Here is a 22,002-nt window from a genome sequence, read left to right as displayed (position 1 = left end):
GAGCTGATTCGTAAAGAAAATCTTAAGGATACTCAAATCATTGCGAGGTCTGAGTTTCAGCGAATAAGTGCATTATTGGCTCAAATTCCTGAAAAGTATACAAGACAAGGACTTTACTTGAGTTTACAAATTAGCTCTCAGTCCGATCGCTCTCTGCTTTCCATTATTTTTGTAGCTTACCAATTTGAAATCTGTTATATTTCTTGTTTTTGAGAGCGATCGCCGATTATTACCATTGAGCTTCAGAACTCGGAACTTGAGCTTTAGAACTCGAAACATCAAATTCTATACTCAAACTCCGAGTTTCTAAGCTGTAACTTTCAACCTCTTAAGCAAAATTGCCGATAGATTTTCTGCACTATTGATGCTTACGGCTGCACTTTTCCAGATTTACAGATAAAATTGCGCCTTCATCAATTTTTAGTTTCTACCTTTGAAAGAGTTTAACCATTCTTGAACTTGCTCTCTTGCAATATCGCGTCCTCCAAGACCAAAGGCTAGGGCAATAGCAACTGCGATCGCACCTAGTAAAAGTCCAAAGGCTAAATTCACAATATCACTGGCAACTCCAATCTGTTGCAGTGCCATTGCCGAGACTAAGGCAATAATTGCAATCCGCGCCACTTGTCCCAAAATCTGGGCTTGGCGATCGCCTGAACTGGTAATGATGTTAAAAGCCAAATTTGCCAGGAATAAGCCAATGGCAAAGATTACCAATCCGGCCAAAATCCGCCCGAATATAATCACAATCCCAGACACTAATGCTGTCAGGGCTGGAATATTCAAGATATTCACCGCCGCCACTGTAGCAAACAGCATGATCCCCACTAAAGCAACAATGCCTACAACTTCCGATGGAGTGCGGGTTGGAATCGGTGGGGTTGCTGATTCTGTAGAAATGACGATTCGTCGGCCGGGTGTAGTCAGACCCAAAATAGTGAAAATGTTATTAAACCCTAAATTGGTGAGGATACTTGTAACCAAGTCCGCGATAAACCGCCCAATGAAATAAGCAACAATCAAAATTGCTGCAGCTGTAAAGATGGCAGGTAAAGCGTTGAGAATCTGTTGCAGCATAGCGATCGCCGGGACAGATATCGCATCAATTCGCAAGGCATTCAGCGCTGCGATCGCCACAGGAATCAGAATCAAAACATAGACAATTGTGCCGATAATACTCGATAGAGGTTGTACCCCTGCACTTGTAGATAATCCCAACCGACTACCTAAATGGTCGATACCAGTTGTTGCCAGCAAGTTCGTCACAATCCGCCGTACTACATTAGCGATGAACCAGCCAACTACAGCAATCAAGATCGCCGCTAAAATGTTCGGCAGAATTAGCAGAACTTCTGTAATTAGAGCTTGTACTGGTTGTAGAGCCTGCCTGAGTCCGAGAGTATCTAAAACTGGGGCAAGAAACAGTAAAAATATAAACCAATACAGAGCATTGCCGATCGTATCGCTAAGAGACAGCTGATTCAAGCTGGGCGCTCTGTCTTCTGGTTCTGGATTCAAACGCTCATCCAGGTTAAATGCCTGTAATGAGCGGACAGTGATAATCTTCACAATCGTCGCCAAAAACCAGGCTGCTGCCAAAAGGATTCCTGCACCAACCAACTTTGGCAAAAAGCCAATAAGTTGATTGAGGAAATTATTTAGGGGTTGAGAGGCTACTTCCAGATCCAACGTCTGTAAAACAGCTACCGCAGTTAACAGGATAATGCTCCAAAAGACTAAGCTAGAGACTAATTTCTCCACTTGGGGAACATCTTGACGACCCGTTATCCCAGCAGCAATGCGGTTATCTATGTTTGTGCGCTTGAGGATTCCTTGCGTCAGTGCAGCTGCGATCGCTGCAATCAGCCAACCTACGAGTAAGATTGCTACCGCCCCTAAAAGACGAGGCGTAAATAGAATCAACTGTTGAACAATACCTTGCACATCAGCGATTCCTTGATTCACTGCTGGTTGTATTGGTTGCAGGCTGGGCGATGATTGTGCCAAAAATTGCTGCACCTTTGTGGATAAACCAACTCCATAGGTGTAGCCCGTCGTAGACATCACCTGGGTTATTTCTTGCCAAGTTGTGTTCATGGTTTTCGGGAATTATGCTTAAGTATTCGCCGCAAACACTGAGTCAGTGTTTTGCCTATCAATTTACCAGTAAAAACATACATATTTACTCATATTTGATTTAATATACGGGCATTAGGCATTGGGTAGAGGCAGAGAAGCAGGGGGAAGGATGCACAGAAGAGGAATTTTCCCCCTGCCCCCTGCTCCCTGCTTCCCTGCTCCCTCATCTTCCACTTTGCTGAATTTTGCGTTACTCTAATTGCAGCAACAGCACTAAAGATGTGGAATGTCCCAAGTTTTGGAACAATCGATTCAAATTAATGCTACAGCTACAGTGGTGGAGCGCTGTATTAGCGATTTAGCTCTTATGCACCGTTGGCTCAACCCCGTTCTCCGTTGCGAACCTGTGGGCGAAGCTTGGAGTACCGATGTCGGTAGTAAAAGTCGTTTTATTATTCAAATTCCTCTACTGAAACCCACCTTGAATAGCGTAGTTGTAGAACGACAACCGGGTTTGGTAGTCTGGGAATTTCAGGGGTTTTTTCAAGGGCGCGATCGCTGGGAATGTCAGCCAACAGAAAAGGGAACGCTTTTACTTAACCGCTTTGAGTACGATATCCCTAACCCTTTAATTAGTTGGGGTTTTAATACTTTTGCTGCGTCGTGGACGAAAGAAGATATGCAAGCCCAGCTACGTCGCCTCAAACGAGTTGCAGAAGAACAAAAATAATTGGGCATTGGGCATTGGGCATTGGGCATTGGGCATTGGGCATTGGGAAAGAGGAGGCAGGAGGCAGAAGTTCTACAATGTTTGAATGCGTGAATTTTGAATGCGTGAATTTTGAATTGATTTCTCCCCTACTTCTCTTTACCCAGTTCGATAAGTAGCCGCCGAATCACAGATGCATCTTCGGCGTCGGGAACTTTTGCTAAATAATTTTGTAAGTCATCTATGGCTTGGGGGTAGTAACCGAGTTGATAGTAGATCAAACCGCGATCGCGCAATTCTAAATTTAAACCAGGAAACAGCAACAAAATTCGTTCAACTGCTGCCAGTGTTTTTTCTAACTCTTGCTGTTTGAGGTAAATAAATTTTAAATTTGTCAACATCCGGGCCAAAAATTGCCGATTACTAACTACAGCTAAAAATTCTGGTTGTAGCGTCACAGGTTGCTGATAAAGTTGAGATAGGCGTTCTTCGCAATCTTGGGTAAATATTATTTCACCGCCATTGAAAGCATCCACAAAAATCTCTATATCAGGAATATCTGGGCGGATCAAGAAATGTCCTGGCATACCTATACCCACCATCGGAAAATCAATCCGTCGAGCAACTTCCAGGTAAACCAGCGCTAAGGTAATGGGAATCCCCAATCGGCGATCGATTACATCATTGAAAAAGCTGTTGCGCGGGTCGTAATAGTCAATTTTATTACCAGAAAATTTTAAATCATCGTAGAGATACTGATTAATACTTTGAACTATCCGCAAAGGATATCTTGAATCAGGCAGACGTTCTTGAAGCTCCCATGCCATTGTATCAAGGGCGTTGAGATATTCTTCTGCATCTAGCTTGGGATATTCTTCTTGTGCAATGTACAAAGCTGCCTTTGCTAGATCAATTTGCTCGTCAGACTGCTGAATCTCCTGGTAAAAATATTGTCGTGCTGACGATAAATTCATAAGCTGTTGCTCGGTGGAGGTGTGAGGATGAAGCCGCAGCTCTGCCCAACTCAGGCATCGCGGCTTGGCTAAAAGCTGTTTTTGTATCTATCTTCATCTTATGGATATTCAGAAGTTTTGGAAATGAAGTTTATAGATAGCTTTATATATCTATTACTAACTAACTTTTAGTAAATGCTGCGTTGGCGATCTCTTTGATGGACTGTAACCATGCAAAGAACATAATGTAATACAAATATGAATTATTTCAAAGCAAAAGCTAGATATTTGATACCTAGCTTTTTGCCTGCAAGTGTAAATATTTAGGTAATTTAGAGTAATAGTATATTTTGCTACATTAAGTTAAAGCTAGGGCGATCGCATCTGAAAAATGAAATTAGGGATAAACTAGAGCCTATCCCGTCAATCTAGTCAAGATGGGGACTACAGCCATAGCCACCAAACACCTTTTTAAGGAATTACTAAGAGAGTTATGTCCCCGTCCGATGCTAGAGTGAAAGGTGACATTTCTTATTCTTATGTCTTCTCCGACCTTATCTGAAATCTAGCTTCACTCATTAGGCGCAGCATGGTCACAACCGCAGAAAAAACAAACATTGGCTACATTACCCAAATCATTGGCCCAGTTGTAGACGTTAAATTTCCCGGCGGGAAATTGCCACAAATCTACAACGCTTTGAAAATCGTTGGCACCAACGAAGGTGGACAAGAAATCAACCTCACCGTTGAAGTACAGCAACTGCTGGGCGACAACCAAGTGCGGACTGTTGCGATGAGTTCCACCGAAGGCTTAGTGCGTGGTTTTGAAGTCACCGATACAGGCGCTCCCATTAACGTGCCAGTTGGTAAAGCCACTTTGGGTCGAATTTTCAACGTCCTTGGCGAACCCGTAGACAACAGAGGCCCTGTAAATGCTGAGGCAAGTTTACCCATCCACCGCTCTGCTCCCAAATTCACCGACCTGGAAACTAAACCTTCAGTGTTCGAGACTGGGATTAAAGTTGTTGACCTTCTGACTCCCTATCGACGCGGTGGTAAGATTGGTCTATTCGGCGGTGCTGGTGTTGGTAAAACCGTGATCATGATGGAGTTGATCAACAACATCGCTACTCAGCATGGTGGAGTATCCGTTTTTGCTGGCGTGGGCGAACGCACTCGTGAAGGCAATGACCTCTACAATGAAATGATTGAATCTGGGGTTATCAACAAAGACAACCTCAACGAATCAAAAATTGCTCTAGTTTACGGTCAAATGAACGAACCACCCGGAGCTAGAATGCGGGTTGGTCTTTCAGGATTGACAGTAGCAGAATACTTCCGCGATGTGAACAAGCAGGATGTGCTGTTGTTTATTGACAACATTTTCCGGTTTGTACAAGCAGGTTCGGAAGTGTCGGCGCTACTCGGTCGGATGCCTTCTGCGGTAGGATATCAGCCCACATTGGGAACCGACGTAGGTGAACTGCAAGAGCGGATTACCTCGACTACCGAGGGTTCGATTACCTCCATTCAAGCAGTGTACGTACCAGCGGATGACCTCACCGACCCCGCACCTGCTACCACCTTCGCCCACTTGGACGGAACTACAGTACTGTCTCGCGGTTTGGCAGCTAAGGGAATTTACCCCGCAGTTGACCCCCTTGGTTCAACTTCCACCATGCTTCAGCCCAATATTGTCGGTGACGAACACTACAATACGGCGCGGGCGGTGCAATCAACTCTGCAACGTTATAAAGAACTCCAAGACATTATCGCCATTCTCGGTCTAGATGAATTGTCTGAAGAAGACCGTCTCATCGTAGCGCGGGCCCGGAAAGTAGAGCGTTTCTTGTCCCAGCCGTTCTTTGTGGCAGAAGTATTCACCGGTTCTCCTGGTAAGTACGTGAAGTTGGAAGACACCATCAAAGGATTCCAAAAGATTCTGTCTGGTGAGTTGGACGATCTGCCAGAACAGGCTTTCTACTTGGTTGGCGATATTAACGAAGCGATCGCCAAAGCTGCAAAAATCAAAGGTTAGTCATTAGTCATTGGTCATTGGTCATTGGTCACTGGTCATTAATCATTAGTCATTAGTCATTAGTTCAAGGCTAATGACTAATGGCAATTACAAATGACATAGGACAAAGGACAAAAGACAAAGGACAAAAGACAAAGGACAAAGGACAAAGGACAAATGACATTAACCGTTCGTGTAATTTCCCCAGATAAAACAGTCTGGGATGCCCCAGCTGAAGAAGTAGTTTTACCTAGCACTACTGGTCAATTAGGTATCCTAACTGGACACGCCCCACTTTTGACCGCCCTTGATACTGGTGTAATGCGAGTTCGGGGCGCTAAAAATCAGAATTGGGAAGCGATCGCCCTTTTGGGTGGCTTTGCCGAAGTCGAAGAAAATGAAGTGACAATTCTGGTTAACGGCGCTGAACGTGGCGACAAAATTAACCTTGATGAAGCTCGTACTGCTTACAACCAAGCAGAAACACGTCTAAGTCAAGTTTCCGCAGACGATCGCCAAGCCCAAATTCAGGCAACCCAAGCCTTCAAACGCGCCCGCGCTCGGTTTCAAGCTGCTGGCGGTTCAATCTAATTTTACTTTCTATTTCAACTTTGTAGGTTGGGTAAATGTCCAACCTACAAATTATTTATGAAGAAGAACTCAGGAGTCAGGAGTCAGAAATCAGTATTAATTCTGTACGGATGCTAAAAGTTTCTCCGTAAATAGATAGAGTATTCTGAATCCGGAATTCTGAATTCTGACTCCTTGTTTATTAAATTTTAAAAAAATTACGTCAAGTTTAAGAAATCGAGGCAAGCCTTGGTGAAGTGTTAATTTAGCTAATTAGTTGCCCAGATGGGCACAAATTATGAAAAGCCTTTCATCTTTGCTTGGTACTCGTAAACAAAATAAGGTAGCTCGTTTTGCAGCATCGTTCGTAGCAACCTTAGCGATGGCTGCGCCAGTTTCTTTGACGATCGCTGGAAGTATTCACTCTGCCAATGCCACGCCTTTAAAAACAACTACTGCATCAGTCCAGCTAAATCAGACCAAACCAAATATTGCTCAGTTACAAATTAGCAGGACTCAATATCAAGCTGCTGGAATTAATCCTGTTGTAGTGGTTCCAATTCTACTTGTGGGCGGTTTAGTTATATTTGTACCCTTATTCTTTGGCGGACTTGTAGTAATTGGCGAACGTGAAGTCGGTATTGTAGTTAGAAAATTTACCCTTTCCGGGCGCGGACTCCCTGCCGGCAGTTTGATTGCCCTCAACGGTGAAGCTGGCTTGCAGGCAGATACTTTAGCTCCTGGTTGGCATTGGGGCTATTGGCCTTGGCAGTATTCTGTAAAAAAAGAGCCAGTGGTTGTCGTTCCCCAAGGGGAAATCGCTTTGATTGTGGCAGCAGATGGTCAACCCAACCCACCAGAGCGAATTTTGGGTAAAATTGTCAGTTGCGACAACTTCCAAGATGCTCGGAAATTCCTTACTGAAGGTGGGGAAAAAGGGCGGCAAATGGGTTTTCTTACGGCTGGTACGTACCGGATTAATACCGCCTTGTTTAAAGTGATCGTGGCAGCAAATGCCAGCGCTCATGGCATGACACCAGAACAGTTGCGGGTGTACAGTCTGGCATCGGACAAAGTTGGCATCGTTACTACCTTAGATGGTGTGCCAATTTCTGCCGGCGAACTTGCAGGCCCCATAATTGAGGGACACGACAACTTCCAAAATGGTCAGAAATTTATTAATGGCGGTGGGCGGCGGGGCTTACAAGAGCAAACCTTGCTTTCTGGTTCTTGGAACTTAAACCCTTGGTTTGTCCAGGTTGAACAAGTGCCGATGACGGAAATTCCCATTGGGTATGTGGGTGTGGTAATTTCTTTTGTGGGTAAGGCACATCAAGATGTTAGCGGCGCAGCCTTCACCCACGGTAACTTGGTGAATCCTGGACATAAGGGCGTGTGGGTCGAACCGCTATATCCTGGCAAGCACCCGATTAATTCCCGGATCATGAAGATGGAACTGGTGCCAACGACCAACATTGTATTAAATTGGTCAGATCGCACTGAACGCCACAGCTATGATGCTCAACTAGCTTCCTTGACAGTGCGATCGCGTGATGGGTTTGCCTTTGATTTGGAAGTAGCGCAAATTATCCATGTGGGTGCTTTAGATGCTCCGAAGGTAATTTCTCGCGTTGGTGCAATGCAAAATCTGGTAGACCATGTATTAGAACCAACTATTGGTAATTATTTCCGCAACTCAGCCCAAGACTATACTGTACTAGACTTTCTTACCGCTCGGAGCGAACGACAATCTGAGGCTGCTGAGTATATTAAAACAGCATTGCGGGCTTATGACGTGCAAGCGATCGACACCCTGATTGGTGATATTCAGCCACCAGCATCGTTAATGCAGACACAGACAGACCGGAAAATTGCTGAAGAAGAACGCAAGACTTATGAAGTCCAGCAGATGGCGCAAACCCAACGGCAGCAGCTTGTTCGCGAAACGGCACTCGCTAATATCCAGCAAGAAATGGTAAAATCAGAGCAGAGTGTGCATATTGCTGAACTAAAAGCCCAAGCCCAAATCAAAGAGGCGAACGGTGAAGCTGAGGGGACAAAACTCCGGGCAATTGCTGAGGCTGAAGGTATTCGGGCCACAGGTAACGCCAAAGCTGAAACCTACCGCGCTGGTGTGGAAGCCTTGGGTTCACAAGGTTATACAGCAATGCAACTAATGCAGATTATAGGCGATCGCAATGTCCGCTTGATACCAGATGTCTTAGTTGGCAGTAACGGCAGCAATAATGGCTTAGTGGATGGGCTACTATCCTTGATTTTATGGAATCAAACTGGTAAGGGTGAATTGACACCAACACCTTTGCATCCACAACCAGTAGTTAACAATGGACAACCGACCACAGAAAACGGTTATCCACCGATAGTTGTGAATTTTCCGGCGGATAAGTAACATCAGGAATATGAGGTAGGGGCATAACATTGTTGTGCCCTTATAAAATAGGACTTACGCACGAGTTACGGAATAACGAACCGCAGAGGCGCAGAGGACACGAAGAAATCAGAGTTTGAGAGATATTTTGCGTAAGTCCTATAAAAAACAAACGACAGTATCTTATTGTGGGCATTTTGCCCACCTTGTAGGTGGATAAATTTTGCTTTTACAAGAACGTTATCGTTTAATTAAGCAGATTGGTAAAGGAGGATTCTCTAAAACCTTCCTCGCTGTAGATGAGGGTGAGTTTCCTCCAATTCCTTGCGTCGTTCAAGAATTATCGCAAGAATACGAGACTTCTATTACTTTTGAGCAAAAGGCGCAACAACTAGAAAAATTAGGGAAGCATCCACAAATTCCCGCATTACTAAATTATTTTCAGCAAGAAGGGCATTTCTATTTAGTGCAAGAGTTTATTGCAGGCACTAATTTAGCTCAGGTGGTTGAAGAAGAAGGCGCTTTTAATGAAACTCAGATTTGGCAACTTTTAGAAGATGTGTTGCCAGTTTTGCAGTTTATTAGCGATCGCCACATCATCCACCGCGATATTAAACCCCAAAATATCATCCGTAGATGCCCAATTACCAACAAGGCAGATTTCGTCATAGTCGATTTTTCCACTGCGAAAATCGTTACAGAAATCGATCGTTTAACATCTGAAACCAGTATCGGTAGTCCAGAATACGCTGCACCAGAGCAAACAAAGGGAAAAGCCGTTTTTGCTAGTGATTTATATAGCTTGGGTGTAACTTGTATTTACTTACTTACCCAGATTTCTCCCTTTGATTTATTTGATATTGCAAACGATTGCTGGGTTTGGCAACAATATCTTACTACTAAGGTAAGCGATGTCTGGCGACAAGACTCAAAAAGTCTACGCTTGGCGCAAATTCTCGACAAACTACTGCAAAATGCGGCGAACCGTCGCTTTCAATCAGCTGATGCAGTTATGCAAGCAATGGGTATTCAATCCAAAATCCCAGTTGCGCCGTCAGTGCAGCAAAGGTGCGCTCCTCTTTGGCGATGCTTGCATACCCTAACTGAGCATTCTGGGGCATTAAGTAGTGTGAATGCCCTTGCCATTAGTCCTGACGGTCACACTTTAGCCAGTGCTAGTGATGACAAAAACATCAAATTGTGGGATTTAAATACTAAAAAAGTCCTAGCTAGCTTATCAGGGCATTCTCAAGCTGTAAAATCAGTTATCTTCAGTCCTAATGGTCAAATTCTGGCAACTGCTAGCGATGATAAAACTATCAAATTGTGGCAGTTTGATACATTAAAAGAAATCTGCACCCTTTGGGGACACGCACACGCTGTAAAATCAGTTGCTTTCAGTCCAGATGGGCAGATTCTCGCTAGTGGTAGCTGGGATAAGACAATCAAACTCTGGGATGTCAATACTGGCAGAGAAATTTGCACTATAGCCGGACACCAATTAAAGGTAAATTCAGTGGCATTTAGTCCCCAAGGACAGCTTTTAGCCAGCGCTAGTTATGACAGAACAATTCGCCTGTGGCAGATATCAAGAAGAGGCAGGGGAGCAGGGAGCTGGGAGCAGGGAGATATGGATAGTGCTGAGTTAAAAGACCGCCTACAAGGAACAAAGGAAATTTCCCCTTTCCCCCTGCCCCCTGCCCCCTGCCCCTTTCCCTCTGCCCCCTTGCCTCATTTCCCTCGCTTATTAGGCACCCTTTCGGGTCATGCATGGGCGGTTTTGACAGTCGCTTTTAGTCCTGATGGTCAAATTTTGGCGACGGGTAGTGATGATAACACTATTAAATTATGGGACGTAAACACTGGTCAGCTAATTTGCACGCTTGTAGGCCATTCTTGGTCTGTGGTGGCTGTGGCTTTTACTGCCGATGGCGAAACACTCCTAAGTGCAAGTTGCGACAAAACAGTTAAACTTTGGAGGGTAAGCACAGCAGAAGAGATTGTTACTCTCTCTGGTCATGTAGACTCAGTATCTGCTGTTGCTGTGAGCAAAGTTACACAATTAATTGCAAGCGGCAGCCGGGACAAGACTATCAAACTGTGGCAGCTTGTAGAACAGGACAATAGCTAATTTTGTAATATCAAGCGCTACCTGTAAAGGCAACTTCTGGAAATTTCAATTGAGCTTCTGCCATTGGACGGTTTCTGCCTTCCTCTTGCCAGTAGTTAATCACTTCTGTTGCTTTATTAAGCAACTCAACACGATCCACATCAGTAATCCAATGTTTGGACTCTAATTCCTTTTTTAACTCTTCCCAGGCATCATTTCTGGGCCAAAAAAAGTACTTAGTCAAGGGACTGGTGCCTTTACCTACAACTTGGTCGACTGCGAGAGCAACGTTCTCGTCTAACCACAAAATTTTCAAAATAAACTTGGTCAATCACACCTCCGGGAATTTCCGGGCATTTAGGATAGCGATCGCTTATTTTAACGCAATACCCTATCAAATGACCAAACAGTGATTGAGAATGGTCTAGCATAAGGTTTAGTCGGCGCTAACAAAAGATGCTTATGACTGCTCAACTGCCCGAATCTCAAACAACATCTGGTTCAGATTTGTACGAGCAAGACTTTTACCTGTGGATTCAAACCACGGCAGAACTGCTCAAACAAGGTCGGCTCACAGAACTGGATTTAGAGAATTTGATTGATGAAATTGAAACAATGGGCAGGAGTGAAAAGAAAGCACTCAGAAGCAACTTGGAAGTGGTACTAATGCATCTATTGAAGTATAAATATCAAGCCGAGAAGCGCTCTGGTAGTTGGCGAGCAACAATTCGGGAGCATCGCAAACGCCTCAGACAAGCTCTAGAAGAAAGTCCTAGCCTCAAACCATATTTTTATGAGGTTTTTGGGCTGTGTTATGACGATGCTAGACTCTTGGCTGCTGATGAAACTGAATTGCATTTGGCTATCTTCCCCGAAGAATCTCCCTTTACGCCAGAGCAAGCCCTCAATCCCGATTTTTTACCTGAGTCATGAGCGGATTATGATGATGTAAAACTCTTTTGCTTCCTTACCCCATGACTCAACCAACTTCTGCAAAAGCGATCGCTATTTTTGATATTGATGGCGTTGTGCGCGATGTTAGCGGTTCCTATCGCCGGGCGATCGCAGATACCGTAGAATATTTTACTACCCAAGCATATCGTCCAACCCCACTAGATATTGACCAACTGAAGTCTGAAGGCGTGTGGAATAACGATTGGGAAGCATCGCAGGAATTAATTTACCGCTACTTTGAAACCCAAGGACAAACGCGCGAACAACTGCAACTAGATTACAGTGCGATCGTTAAATTTTTTCAATCGCGTTACCGAGGCTCAGATCCAAATAATTTTACTGGTTATATCTGTAATGAACCCTTATTATTACAACCCAGCTATTTAGAACAACTTACTCAAGCCGGGATTGCCTGGGGATTTTTTAGCGGTGCAACTCGTGCTTCCGCCAACTATGTCTTAGAAAAACGCCTGGGTTTGAAATCTCCGGTGTTGATTGCAATGGAAGATGCACCAGGGAAACCCGATCCTACTGGACTTTTCGCTACAGTTCGTGAGTTAGAAAATGGAATTGAGCAAAAATTAGCGATCGTTTATGTGGGAGATACGGTAGCAGATATGTATACCGTCGAGAAAGCGCGAAATCTAGATTCTGCTCGCACTTGGCTTGGTATAGGCGTTTTACCGCCCCACGTACAGGAAACAACAGCGCGTAGTGATGCTTACACTAAGACACTAATAGCAGCAGGAGCAGCAGTAGTTTTGCGTAATGTCCAAGAATTGACTCCAAGGCAGATTCAAGAATTGGTAAGTTCATTTGCTTGATCTGTGGTCTAAGATTAATCAAGCTAGGGGTGTATGAATGACTGGCTGATAACAATCTTGCTTTAATCATTGGGAGATAAATAAAAATGTCTGCACTTAAACTGCCTAACGGCCCCCAAACTCACCCTTGGGTACAGACGTATCAATGGCTTACTAATCCCTTAGAATACCTAGAAGACTGTGCTAAACGCTATGGTGATATGTTCACTCTGCGAATCGGCCCAGTTTTTACGCCTCAAGTCTTTATTAGCAATCCTCAAGCGATTCAGCAGATTTTTACTACCGATCCTAAACAGTTAGATTCTGGTGCAGCAGCGGGTTCAGGAACGCCTTTATTAGGGCCAAATTCTCTACTATCCTTAGAAGGAAAACCTCACCAGCGCCAGCGTAAACTGCTAACACCTCCTCTACATGGGGAAAGAATGCAGGCTTATGGTGATTTAATCTGTGAGATCGCCAAGCAAGTAACTAGTGAGTGGCCAGTTGGGGAAACCTTTACAGTCTTGCCATCCATGCAAGAAATCTCCTTTCAGGTGATTTTGAAGGCTGTATTTGGTCTAAAGGACGGACTTCGTTATGAAAAACTCAAAGAAACACTGATTGCTATCCTGAATCCAAAAAGACCTGTTGTACGGGCAATAATGCTGTTTTTCCCATTATTACGACAAGATTTCGGGCCTCGCAGTCCTTGGGGAAGTTATCTACGTTTGCGGCAGGAAATGGACGATCTCATCTATGCTGAAATTCAAGAAAGGCGATCGCTTGGCGACCAGTCTCGAAGTGATATTCTGTCTTTGATGATGGCGGCTCGTGATGAAGCAGGTGAGCCGATGACAGACATAGAATTACGTGATGAATTAATGACTTTGTTGATTGCAGGTCATGAAACTACCGCTAGTTCTTTAGCATGGGCACTGTATTGGATTCATCATCAACCTGAAGTCCGTGAAAAACTGGTGCAAGAACTGGATAGCCTGGGTGAGAACAAAGACCCAAACGCCATTTTCCGATTACCTTATTTGAATGCGGTTTGTTCGGAAACAATGCGCCTGTATCCGGTGGCGATGTTGGGATTAAATCGATTGGTTAAATCACCTTTAGAAATTGCAGGCTACAAATTTGACCCTGGTACTATATTGGTTCCTTGTATTTATTTGAGCCATCATCGAGAAGATTTATACCCCAATTCAAAGCAGTTTCAGCCAGATCGTTTTCTGGAAAGACAATTTACTCCAGCTGAATTTTTGCCCTTTGGTGGCGGGAATCGTCGCTGTATTGGCATGGCATTTGCCCTGTTTGAAATGAAACTGGTATTGGCAACTATAATATCTGATTGGCAAATGAAACTAGCTGATACACAGTCAGTACTGCCAGTTCGCAAAAGCTTCCTGTTAGCACCAGGCGGTGGTGTACCAATGGTGGTAACTGGAAAGCGTCAGCAAAATCAGCGAGTTCTTGAGACTAACTTAGTGTAAAAAGTCTCAGAATCAGGTGGGAGCGATCGCTTCGCTTCCCCTGTTATTTACCTGCTAATTACTGGATTTTCAAGAACTTATCCAAAGCAGTAACTAGGCTGGGAGGCCAACGGCGGATATTTTTTACCCAGTCGATATCCTTGTAGCGGCTATCAAGTCCATAAGCTGCTACCCAGTTGCTTTCGGCTTCACCTTGTTCTCCATTTACCCAATATGCAGCTGTGAGGGCGGCACGCACATCAGCAAATTTGGAGTATTTCCGGGCGATATTTCGCATTTCACGGATTGCTTGCTCTTTTTTACCAGTTTCATAAAGAGCGAGGGCGTAATTGACACGGGCGAAGGCAAAATTTGGGGCTATCTCATTAGATTTTTTGTAATCTGCGATCGCCGAATCCCATTTTCCTAAACCTGTTTTGGCATTACCGCGATTGTTATACGCCATCGCATCGTTAGGATCGAGTTCTAAGACATGATTATAATCTGCGATCGCCTCATCCCATTTTCCCATCCCTTCCAACGCCGCGCCCCGATTCAAATATGGATCGGTAACATTTGGCGCTAATTCTATGGCTTTGTTATAATCTGCCAGCGCCTCTTGTAACTTATTCTGACTCACCCGCGAATTTCCCCGATTACTCCACGCCCCCGCATTTGTCGGAAATTGCTCAATAATTTTTGTCCAGTAAGTTTCAGCCGTCGCAAAGTCACCTTGATTCGTCGCTAGAAACGCTTGATTTGCCCACTCATCACCTTGTTTTAACTGTTCTTGAGTAATGGGCGGCTGAGATTGTGCCATAACTGGTGTACCCCAGCCAAACACAAGTAACAGACTGAAAAAAATACTAATTAACTTAATCATCTAGGTTTACCTAATTTGTCATTTGTCATTTGTCATTGAGTATGGAGCAGAGGAATGGAGTTCAAAGGCTGATTAAAAGAGTTCAAACACTCATTTACGAGTATCAATCAATGCTCCATGCCCCATGCCCAATGCCCCATGCCCAATGCCCAATTTCCCATAATTACAATAATGACAACTGTTCATTAGGCGGCGTAAATCCCAAATGCTTATATGCTGCCTTTGTCGCCATTCTGCCGCGATGAGTTCTAGTTAAATACCCAATTTGCATCAGGTAAGGTTCGTACACCTCTTCAATTGTTTGAGTATCTTCACCCGTGGCTGCTGCCATTGTTTCTAACCCCACTGGCCCGCCATTAAATTGTTCAATTATTACACTCAACATCTGGCGGTCTGTCCAATCTAAACCGCAAGGATCTACTTGGAATAGTTGCAATGCTTCAGATGCAATGTTTTCATTAATCTCCCCAGATTCTTTTACTTCCGCATAATCACGCACTCGTTTTAGTAATCTATTAGCAATACGTGGTGTTCCGCGGGAACGACGGGCAATTTCTGTGGCACCATCTTCTGTAATAGGGGTTTTGAGTAATTGAGCGGTTCGCAGTACAATTTGAGTCAGTTCGTCAACTTCGTAAAATCGCAGTTTTTGAATTAAACCAAAGCGATCGCGCAGTGGTGAAGTTAAAGCACCCACACGGGTTGTAGCCCCTACTAAGGTAAATTTTGATAGCGGCAAGCTTCTGATCCGAGCACTAGAACCCTTACCAATGGTAATATCTAAGCGATAATCTTCCATCGCGGGATAGAGAATTTCCTCCGTCATCCGCGAGAGGCGATGAATTTCATCTACAAATAAGATATCCCCTGGCTTGAGGTTCACTAGTAGCCCAACAATATCTCGTGGACGTTCTAAGGCTGGCGCACTGGTAATTTTGTAATTTACCCCCATTTCCGATGCTAAAATCATTGCCATTGTGGTTTTGCCCAATCCCGGCGGCCCATACAGAAGCAAGTGATCCAGTACCTCACCACGAGACTTAGCTGCTTTAATGGCAATATCTAGCACATCCTTTAAATCTTTTTGCCCAATGTAATCAGCAAAGCGGTGTGGTCGAATACCTTCTTCTTGCTGTTCTTGCTCATCAAGAGCAGCTTCAGGCTGCAAAATATTTTCTGTGGATGGTGCTTTCGCCGACTCTCGACGCTGCTTTGGTTCGCCGTTGGGTTCTGGAGGCTGTTTTTTCGATGAGATTATCGCCATAATTCAGCTATCTATGTTTAAGGGACTGGGGACTGGGGACTGGGGACTGGGGAAGGCAATAGGTTACAGGTTATAGGGTACAGATTATTCATCTATAACCTGTCACCTGTCACCTCTTTCCTAATTCCAATGCCTCATTCCTCATACTTGTGAAAATTTTCGTTTGAGAATACCCGCGCCAATTTAAAATTTAAATTCCGGCTAATTACCCAGAAGTACAAAAGTTATTATGTTATCTAAAAGAATCTTACCGTGCTTAGATGTGAAGGCGGGACGGGTTGTAAAAGGAGTTAACTTTGTTAATCTCCAAGATGCAGGCGATCCGGTAGAGCTGGCCAAGGTTTACAACGAAGCCGGTGCTGATGAATTAGTATTTCTGGATATTACAGCTACTCATGAAGACCGAGCTACAATTTTAGATGTGGTCTACCGCACTGCTGAACGGGTCTTTATTCCATTGACTGTAGGTGGTGGCATTCAATCCTTAGAAAATGTTAAAGCTTTGTTACGGGCGGGCGCAGATAAGGTTAGTATTAATTCTGCGGCAGTGCGGGAACCAGACTTGATTAATCGGGCAAGCGATCGCTTTGGTAATCAGTGCATAGTTGTTGCTATTGATGCCAGACGCAGAAATAACCCGGAGAATCTAGGTTGGGATGTGTATGTGCGGGGTGGCAGAGAAAATACAGGCTTAGATGCCCTATTGTGGGCACAGGAAGTTGAAAAACGGGGGGCCGGAGAACTGCTAGTCACAAGTATGGATGCTGATGGAACCCAAGCCGGGTATGACATTGAGATTACACGGGCGATTGCCAATGCTGTAGAAATTCCAGTTATTGCTTCTGGTGGTGCAGGTAATTGTGAACATATCTACACTGCCCTAACTGAAGGCAAGGCTGAAGCCGCATTACTTGCGTCACTGTTACATTACGGACAATTAAGCGTAGCAGAAATTAAAACTTACTTGCGCGATCGCAACGTGCCAGTCAGAACATTTTGTTGATCCACCATTATTCATTTAATGACATCTATCTAAGGTTAGACACACTTCCTGAAAAGGGTGTTAATATTATTTTACAAGTATTAACAAATATTAAGAAATATGTTGCTTCCTATTTTACTTTTTGATGTTGCCCTGGTAGCGTGGTCGCTGCACTTAATGGAGAAAGCCTACGAGAGTAAAGAATTTTCTCTAATGTTGGCTGGTACCTTGGTTGCTCTTGCTGCTGCTGCCATGTTAGTAGTTTACTTTTTAATGGGGCATTGTATGACCTATTTGTTGCAAGTATCCTAGAGAGTACTGAGTGCGAGAGGGGATATTTAAAATTTAGTTTTCAGAAACCTTGACAAAGTCATAATAACTAAGCAATAATGTATAGCTTATTTTAAGAAGATGTTTTAAAAGTATCCAAAAGTATAATTTTTGCCTTCTAGAACAGGTAAGTGTAAGGATAAATATGGCTGACCAAACCTAATTTATACATCATTTTTTGAGTTTTACTTTCTGGAGTAATTCATCTTTAATCCGGTTCAGAATTGAAGTCTCATCCAAATTTGTCAAAATCCGATTAATCACTGCTTTCGGCCCATCAGGCCCCCAAGTTGCGCCATTGGCTAAATAAACTTTGGTAACTTGTCCAATACCGTAAGAAGAAACACCAGCGACTCCTCCTTGGGTAATCGCCACCGATATATAAGGGCCTAGCGCAATACCACCCGTAGCTGTTGCCGAAATCCCAAGTAAAGTTTTTAATCCACTCAAGCCTAAATTTGCTAACAATTCACTAGCACCGATACCGCCCATACTCAGGGCGATTTTTTGTAGCAATTGTACAGCGCCAGCTTCGGTCATGGAGAAGCCATAAAGTTTAGATAAACCCAAAATTAGAGCAATATCAATTACCACACTACTGAGAATATCTACCACAGTTAGAGGATTGAGTGCGATCGCTAATGCCTTAGTCATCACAGCTTTCCAAATCAACTGATTGGCATTCTGTTCCCGAATCATCAGTTTTCTCTCAACCAATTGCTCATTTACAATGTCGGCATAAAGCATGGTATTAAGGGCAACCAAAGCTTTACCTTCACGATGCAGAATTTCCAATATTTTCAGCTTCAGTTCCTCGACTTGGGCATTCCCTGTACGCAACTGTATGCTCCTCGTACCATCAGGGCGACGAATCGCCGTCTTCACCAATGGCGATGCCGCAGCCATAACTATTTCCAAAGGTGTGAGTAATTCCCGCACTCTTTCATCCCGGATTTTGTGATAAATTGCCATCCGGTCTGCTTCTGGATACTGGTCTACTTTGTTAAACACCAAAACAATCGGTTTACCTGCTTCCCGCAACTGAGAAAGGGCTATGTATTCCAGTTTTGTCATATCGCCAGAGATCACAAACAGAATCAAATCTGCTTGTTTTGCAATCTGTTCAGCTAAGGCGGCACGAGTTGCACCATCTACTTCATCTAACCCAGGAGTATCAATTAATTCCACTTGTGATTGACCTACACCAGGAAGAGTCACACGCAAAGCACGTTCAGTTTCCCCAATCATCTCCTCGCTAATACTCCAATTAACTGTTTGTGCAGTACGGGTGACACCGTGCAGCGGCCCAGTTTCAAATACCGTTTGCCCAACCAAAGCATTTAGTAGCGAAGACTTACCACGTCCCACCATGCCAAAAGCCGCAATCTGCACCACCATGCGGTCTAACTTCCCTAGCATAATTTCCAAATCAGCAATTTCTGCCTCCAATCCGGTTTTTTCCTGGGGAGTAAGATCGAGATTGGCTACCAAGTTTCGCAACGCTGTTTGTGCTTGTTTATAGTTCAGTTCCGTCTGAATGTCTTCAAAACTGAAAATAGCACTATCCAATTCTTCCTCCCAGCTGAGAGAATTTGCGTCAGTGTTGAAATCGCTTTGATGAGGTTCAGGCACGGGCAATGTCGAAGTCATATTAATTTTAGATTTTAGATTTTAGATTTTAGATTTTAAATTTTAGATTTTAGATTTTAAATTTTAGATACAGTTCATTTACTATCCTAGTTATTTTTATGAGGGGTTTGGCTAGACGATGCAGACAAAGGAGACAAGGGGCAAGGGGAATAAATATGCCCAATGCCCAATTCCCAATGCCCAATGCCCAATGACTAATGACTAATGACTAATGACTAATGACCAATGGCTAACAAAACGTCATAAACTGAAAAATGCATCTAAATATAACGCGTTAGGATCTTGACTAAATTACCTGTGCGGAAAATCGTTATTGCCGGCAACTGGAAAATGTTCAAAACCCAGGCAGAAACCCAAGAGTTTTTACAAGGATTTCTGCCTCATTTAGAGGAAACCCCCCAAGGGCGAGAAGTGATATTGTGTCCTCCTTTCACTGATTTAAACGTTTTGTCCAAGACTTTGCACGGTAGCCTCATCCAACTGGGGGCACAAAATATCCATTGGGAAGAATATGGAGCCTATACGGGTGAGATTTCTGGCCCAATGCTGGCAGAAAGTGGTGTGCGCTTTGTGATTGTCGGTCATAGCGAACGACGGCAATATTTTGGAGAAACGGACGCCACCGTTAATCTGCGCCTCCGAACTGCTCAAAGGTTTGGTTTGACTCCAATTCTTTGTGTTGGCGAAAGTAAACAACAACGAGATGCGGGAGAAACTGAATCACTGATTGCTCTCCAACTCGACAAAGCCTTGGTAGATATCGATCAAGATAATTTGGTGATTGCTTACGAACCGATTTGGGCGATTGGCACTGGCGACACTTGTGAAGTAGAGGAAGCTAATCGAATAATTGGCTTAATTCGTAGCCAGTTGACTAATCCGAATGTATCAATTCAATATGGCGGCTCAGTCAAGCCGAATAATATTGATGAGATTATGGCTCAACCAGAAATTGATGGCGTCCTCGTGGGAGGAGCAAGTCTAGAACCTGAGAGTTTCGCTCGGATTGTGAATTTTAAATCAGTGTGATGTGCTTTTTTCTCGTTCCCATGCTCTGCATGGGAATGCCTAATGTAGATAAGAAGAATTCAGAATTCAGGAGCGGAGCCGGAGACGCTCCGCCTCCGGTCAAAATTCAGAATTGAATTTTGTAAGACTATTTTTAATGACAAATGTTCCAGATATTAAGTATTCAGAAGTTGGAAATCTTTATTTCCCACCCACTTACTTACCCTAATGGATGTTGCATCCAAATGAGAACCGCTATATATATATTCCAAGACTAGATCAAATTTAAGTTCATCTATGATCGCAAAGCCTTGGGATGCTCAACTTGCTTACTGGCTAATTAAACCTCTAAAAGACAGTTGGGTAAATCCCAATCATCTTACTACAGTGCGACTTTTGACAGGGTTGGCGGCGGCTGTCGCCCTCGCAGTTGGTAATACCATTTGGGTTAATCTTGGAGCATGGCTATTTGCTTTATCTAACTTTCTCGATCATACAGACGGTGAATTAGCTCGTTTGAGTGGGAAAAGTAGCAAATGGGGACATCACTATGACCTTGCTAGTGACGCTATCATCCATATTCTATTGTTTGTGTGTATGGGATATGGTCTTAAAGAGGGAAAATTTGGTTGGTGGGCGTTGGTGATGGGGATAGTATCTGGGGTGTCTGTTGCTTGCATCTTTCATTTACGAAACCAAATGGAACAACGTTTAGGTAAAGACGCCAGCCGTCAACCAAATTTCGCCGGCTTTGACATTGAAGACGTGCTATATTTGTTTCCCATAGTTCCCTTACTGAATGGACTAGAGCCTTTATTAATAGCAGCGACAATTGGCGCGCCAACCTTTGCTATATGGGTAATTTGGCAATTTTGGACACTCCCGCAGCCAGAATCAAACTAGATAAGGAAGCAGTGAGAGAATAAATAATTATCAATGGACATCAATGGAGCTTCAAACTGAAATTGATAAAGCTATAGCAGCCGTTGATTACCAGAAACTTCAAGCTGAGTTTCAAGCTCAAAATGAATTTTTGGTGGTTGAAAACTTTGTCCCTAACTCCATTATTGAGCAGTTTTTGGCGCTGTTGCCGTCTTTGCAACCTGCTATTAACCGCAACTATATTCCCAATCATAAAAAGGGCGGTAGTATCAGCCGCTATAGCTTAGATAGCCTTGCTCCGATTTTTGGAGAGTTTTATCAACTCAGTGCCTTTTTCGAGTTCCTGAACAAAATTACGGCAGAAAAACTCCTTCCCTGTCCTGATTCCGATCCTCATACTTACGCGCTGTACTATTACACTGAGCCTGGAGATCATATCCAGTATCATTACGATACTTCTTACTATCACGGGAAACGCTATACAGTGTTGCTTGGTTTGGTTGATAATTCATCTAGTAAACTGGAATATCAACTCTACAAAGATATTCCAGAACGGGAAACTCAAACGCGATCGCTCTCCATAACCCCTGGTACTCTAGTCTTATTCAATGGTGACAAACTTTATCACAGAGTGACCCCTTTGGGTGACAACGAACAACGCATTGTCTTGACTTTGGAGTATGTCACCGACACCCGCATGGGTATGTTAAAACGTTTTGTCTCAAATATGAAAGATGCGATCGCCTATTTTGGTTTTCGCCAAGTGTTTCGCTCTTAGCACTACCATTTTCCCTTCTGCCTCACTTCGACTACGCTCAGTGACCACCTGCCTCCTCTATGTTAAGAATTAATTAACAAATATTGTCTTGAACGAAAAACAGTCATTATAAAATACTGGGGAAGCTTCCAGATTTCCTGGTGTCTAAGCTACTGTTGGTGATTTG

General features: G+C 43.7%; 21 protein-coding genes. 14 read left to right on the top strand and 7 right to left on the bottom strand.

Going from position 1 to position 22,002, the window contains the following annotated elements; translation table 11 throughout:
• The coding region (locus RMY32_RS00890) for a hypothetical protein (protein WP_322710343.1) at positions 1-213 on the top strand (213 nt) is incomplete at its 5' end.
• A gap of 207 nt (positions 214-420) precedes the next feature.
• Here the strand turns inward: RMY32_RS00890 and RMY32_RS00885 are convergent.
• A complete protein-coding gene (locus RMY32_RS00885) occupies positions 421-2,097 on the bottom strand; it encodes a mechanosensitive ion channel (protein WP_322710342.1) in 1,677 nt (558 codons plus the stop codon).
• Between the two features lie 268 nt (positions 2,098-2,365).
• Between RMY32_RS00885 and RMY32_RS00880 the strand changes: the two genes are divergently transcribed.
• Positions 2,366-2,809, top strand: a complete 444-nt coding sequence (locus RMY32_RS00880) for an SRPBCC family protein (protein ID WP_322710341.1) — start codon at positions 2,366-2,368, stop codon at positions 2,807-2,809.
• A 128-nt stretch (positions 2,810-2,937) separates the two neighbouring features.
• Here the strand turns inward: RMY32_RS00880 and RMY32_RS00875 are convergent, their stop codons facing one another.
• The gene (locus tag RMY32_RS00875; protein WP_322710340.1) at positions 2,938-3,762 is read right to left on the bottom strand and encodes a SirB1 family protein; all 825 of its coding nucleotides are present in this window, start codon (positions 3,760-3,762) and stop codon (positions 2,938-2,940) included.
• A complete protein-coding gene (locus RMY32_RS00870) occupies positions 3,710-3,859 on the bottom strand; it encodes a hypothetical protein (RefSeq protein ID WP_322710338.1) in 150 nt (49 codons plus the stop codon). The genes RMY32_RS00875 and RMY32_RS00870 overlap by 53 nt, the downstream gene beginning before the upstream one ends.
• Before the next feature lie 471 nt (positions 3,860-4,330).
• Between RMY32_RS00870 and atpD the strand changes: the two genes are divergently transcribed.
• The 4 genes from atpD to RMY32_RS00850 all read left to right on the top strand — a co-directional run bounded on the left by atpD (position 4,331) and on the right by RMY32_RS00850 (position 10,848).
• Entirely contained in the window at positions 4,331-5,779 is a 1,449-nt protein-coding gene (gene atpD, locus RMY32_RS00865; protein WP_322710336.1) for a F0F1 ATP synthase subunit beta, read from the top strand.
• A gap of 156 nt (positions 5,780-5,935) precedes the next feature.
• Entirely contained in the window at positions 5,936-6,349 is a 414-nt protein-coding gene (gene atpC, locus RMY32_RS00860) for an ATP synthase F1 subunit epsilon (RefSeq protein ID WP_322696958.1), read from the top strand.
• Positions 6,350-6,626: 277 nt separating this feature from the next.
• On the top strand, positions 6,627-8,738 hold the full coding sequence (locus RMY32_RS00855) for a flotillin family protein (protein ID WP_322710335.1): 2,112 nt from the start codon (positions 6,627-6,629) through the stop codon (positions 8,736-8,738).
• 199 nt (positions 8,739-8,937) lie between these two features.
• Complete coding sequence (locus RMY32_RS00850) at positions 8,938-10,848, top strand: protein kinase domain-containing protein (protein ID WP_409882156.1); 1,911 nt, start codon at positions 8,938-8,940, stop codon at positions 10,846-10,848.
• 10 nt (positions 10,849-10,858) lie between these two features.
• Here RMY32_RS00850 and RMY32_RS00845 read toward each other — a convergent pair whose 3' ends face one another.
• Positions 10,859-11,158: a 30S ribosomal protein PSRP-3 gene (locus RMY32_RS00845; protein WP_013190996.1), complete on the bottom strand. Its 300-nt coding sequence runs from the start codon at positions 11,156-11,158 to the stop codon at positions 10,859-10,861.
• A 131-nt stretch (positions 11,159-11,289) separates the two neighbouring features.
• Between RMY32_RS00845 and RMY32_RS00840 the strand changes: the two genes are divergently transcribed.
• From RMY32_RS00840 to RMY32_RS00830, 3 genes are all read left to right on the top strand, one after another.
• Complete coding sequence (locus RMY32_RS00840) at positions 11,290-11,760, top strand: DUF29 domain-containing protein (protein WP_322696961.1); 471 nt, start codon at positions 11,290-11,292, stop codon at positions 11,758-11,760.
• A 41-nt stretch (positions 11,761-11,801) separates the two neighbouring features.
• Positions 11,802-12,605 (top strand): TIGR01548 family HAD-type hydrolase, encoded by an 804-nt coding sequence (locus tag RMY32_RS00835; protein ID WP_322710333.1) that lies wholly within the window; start codon positions 11,802-11,804, stop codon positions 12,603-12,605.
• An 86-nt stretch (positions 12,606-12,691) separates the two neighbouring features.
• Positions 12,692-14,080, top strand: a complete 1,389-nt coding sequence (locus RMY32_RS00830; RefSeq protein WP_322710332.1) for a cytochrome P450 — start codon at positions 12,692-12,694, stop codon at positions 14,078-14,080.
• Between the two features lie 58 nt (positions 14,081-14,138).
• Here the strand turns inward: RMY32_RS00830 and RMY32_RS00825 are convergent, their stop codons facing one another.
• Positions 14,139-14,942 (bottom strand): tetratricopeptide repeat protein, encoded by an 804-nt coding sequence (locus tag RMY32_RS00825; RefSeq protein ID WP_322710331.1) that lies wholly within the window; start codon positions 14,940-14,942, stop codon positions 14,139-14,141.
• A gap of 163 nt (positions 14,943-15,105) precedes the next feature.
• The gene (ruvB, locus tag RMY32_RS00820; RefSeq protein WP_322710330.1) at positions 15,106-16,206 is read right to left on the bottom strand and encodes a Holliday junction branch migration DNA helicase RuvB; all 1,101 of its coding nucleotides are present in this window, start codon (positions 16,204-16,206) and stop codon (positions 15,106-15,108) included.
• Positions 16,207-16,435: 229 nt separating this feature from the next.
• Between ruvB and hisF the strand changes: the two genes are divergently transcribed.
• Both hisF and RMY32_RS00810 read left to right on the top strand, forming a co-directional pair.
• Complete coding sequence (gene hisF, locus RMY32_RS00815) at positions 16,436-17,209, top strand: imidazole glycerol phosphate synthase subunit HisF (RefSeq protein ID WP_322710329.1); 774 nt, start codon at positions 16,436-16,438, stop codon at positions 17,207-17,209.
• 99 nt (positions 17,210-17,308) lie between these two features.
• Positions 17,309-17,500, top strand: coding sequence for a hypothetical protein (locus RMY32_RS00810; RefSeq protein ID WP_094348875.1), 192 nt, complete (start codon positions 17,309-17,311; stop codon positions 17,498-17,500).
• Between the two features lie 189 nt (positions 17,501-17,689).
• Here the strand turns inward: RMY32_RS00810 and RMY32_RS00805 are convergent, their stop codons facing one another.
• Positions 17,690-19,168: a GTP-binding protein gene (locus tag RMY32_RS00805; protein ID WP_322710328.1), complete on the bottom strand. Its 1,479-nt coding sequence runs from the start codon at positions 19,166-19,168 to the stop codon at positions 17,690-17,692.
• A 297-nt stretch (positions 19,169-19,465) separates the two neighbouring features.
• Between RMY32_RS00805 and tpiA the strand changes: the two genes are divergently transcribed.
• The 3 genes from tpiA (at position 19,466) to RMY32_RS00790 (ending at position 21,836) form a co-directional block, all read left to right on the top strand.
• Entirely contained in the window at positions 19,466-20,197 is a 732-nt protein-coding gene (tpiA, locus tag RMY32_RS00800) for a triose-phosphate isomerase (protein ID WP_322675149.1), read from the top strand.
• Between the two features lie 276 nt (positions 20,198-20,473).
• Positions 20,474-21,079 carry a CDP-alcohol phosphatidyltransferase family protein gene (locus RMY32_RS00795; protein ID WP_322710327.1) on the top strand — a complete coding sequence of 202 codons (606 nt, stop codon included), beginning with the start codon at positions 20,474-20,476 and terminating at the stop codon, positions 21,077-21,079.
• A gap of 43 nt (positions 21,080-21,122) precedes the next feature.
• Positions 21,123-21,836 (top strand): 2OG-Fe(II) oxygenase, encoded by a 714-nt coding sequence (locus RMY32_RS00790; RefSeq protein ID WP_322710326.1) that lies wholly within the window; start codon positions 21,123-21,125, stop codon positions 21,834-21,836.
• The last annotated feature ends 166 nt before the right edge of the window (positions 21,837-22,002 follow it).

This window comes from Nostoc sp. ChiSLP03a (assembly GCF_034531215.2).
Taxonomy (GTDB): domain Bacteria; phylum Cyanobacteriota; class Cyanobacteriia; order Cyanobacteriales; family Nostocaceae; genus Nostoc.
Note: the sequence above shows the minus strand (reverse complement) of the source record. Positions and strands in the feature narration are given on the sequence as shown.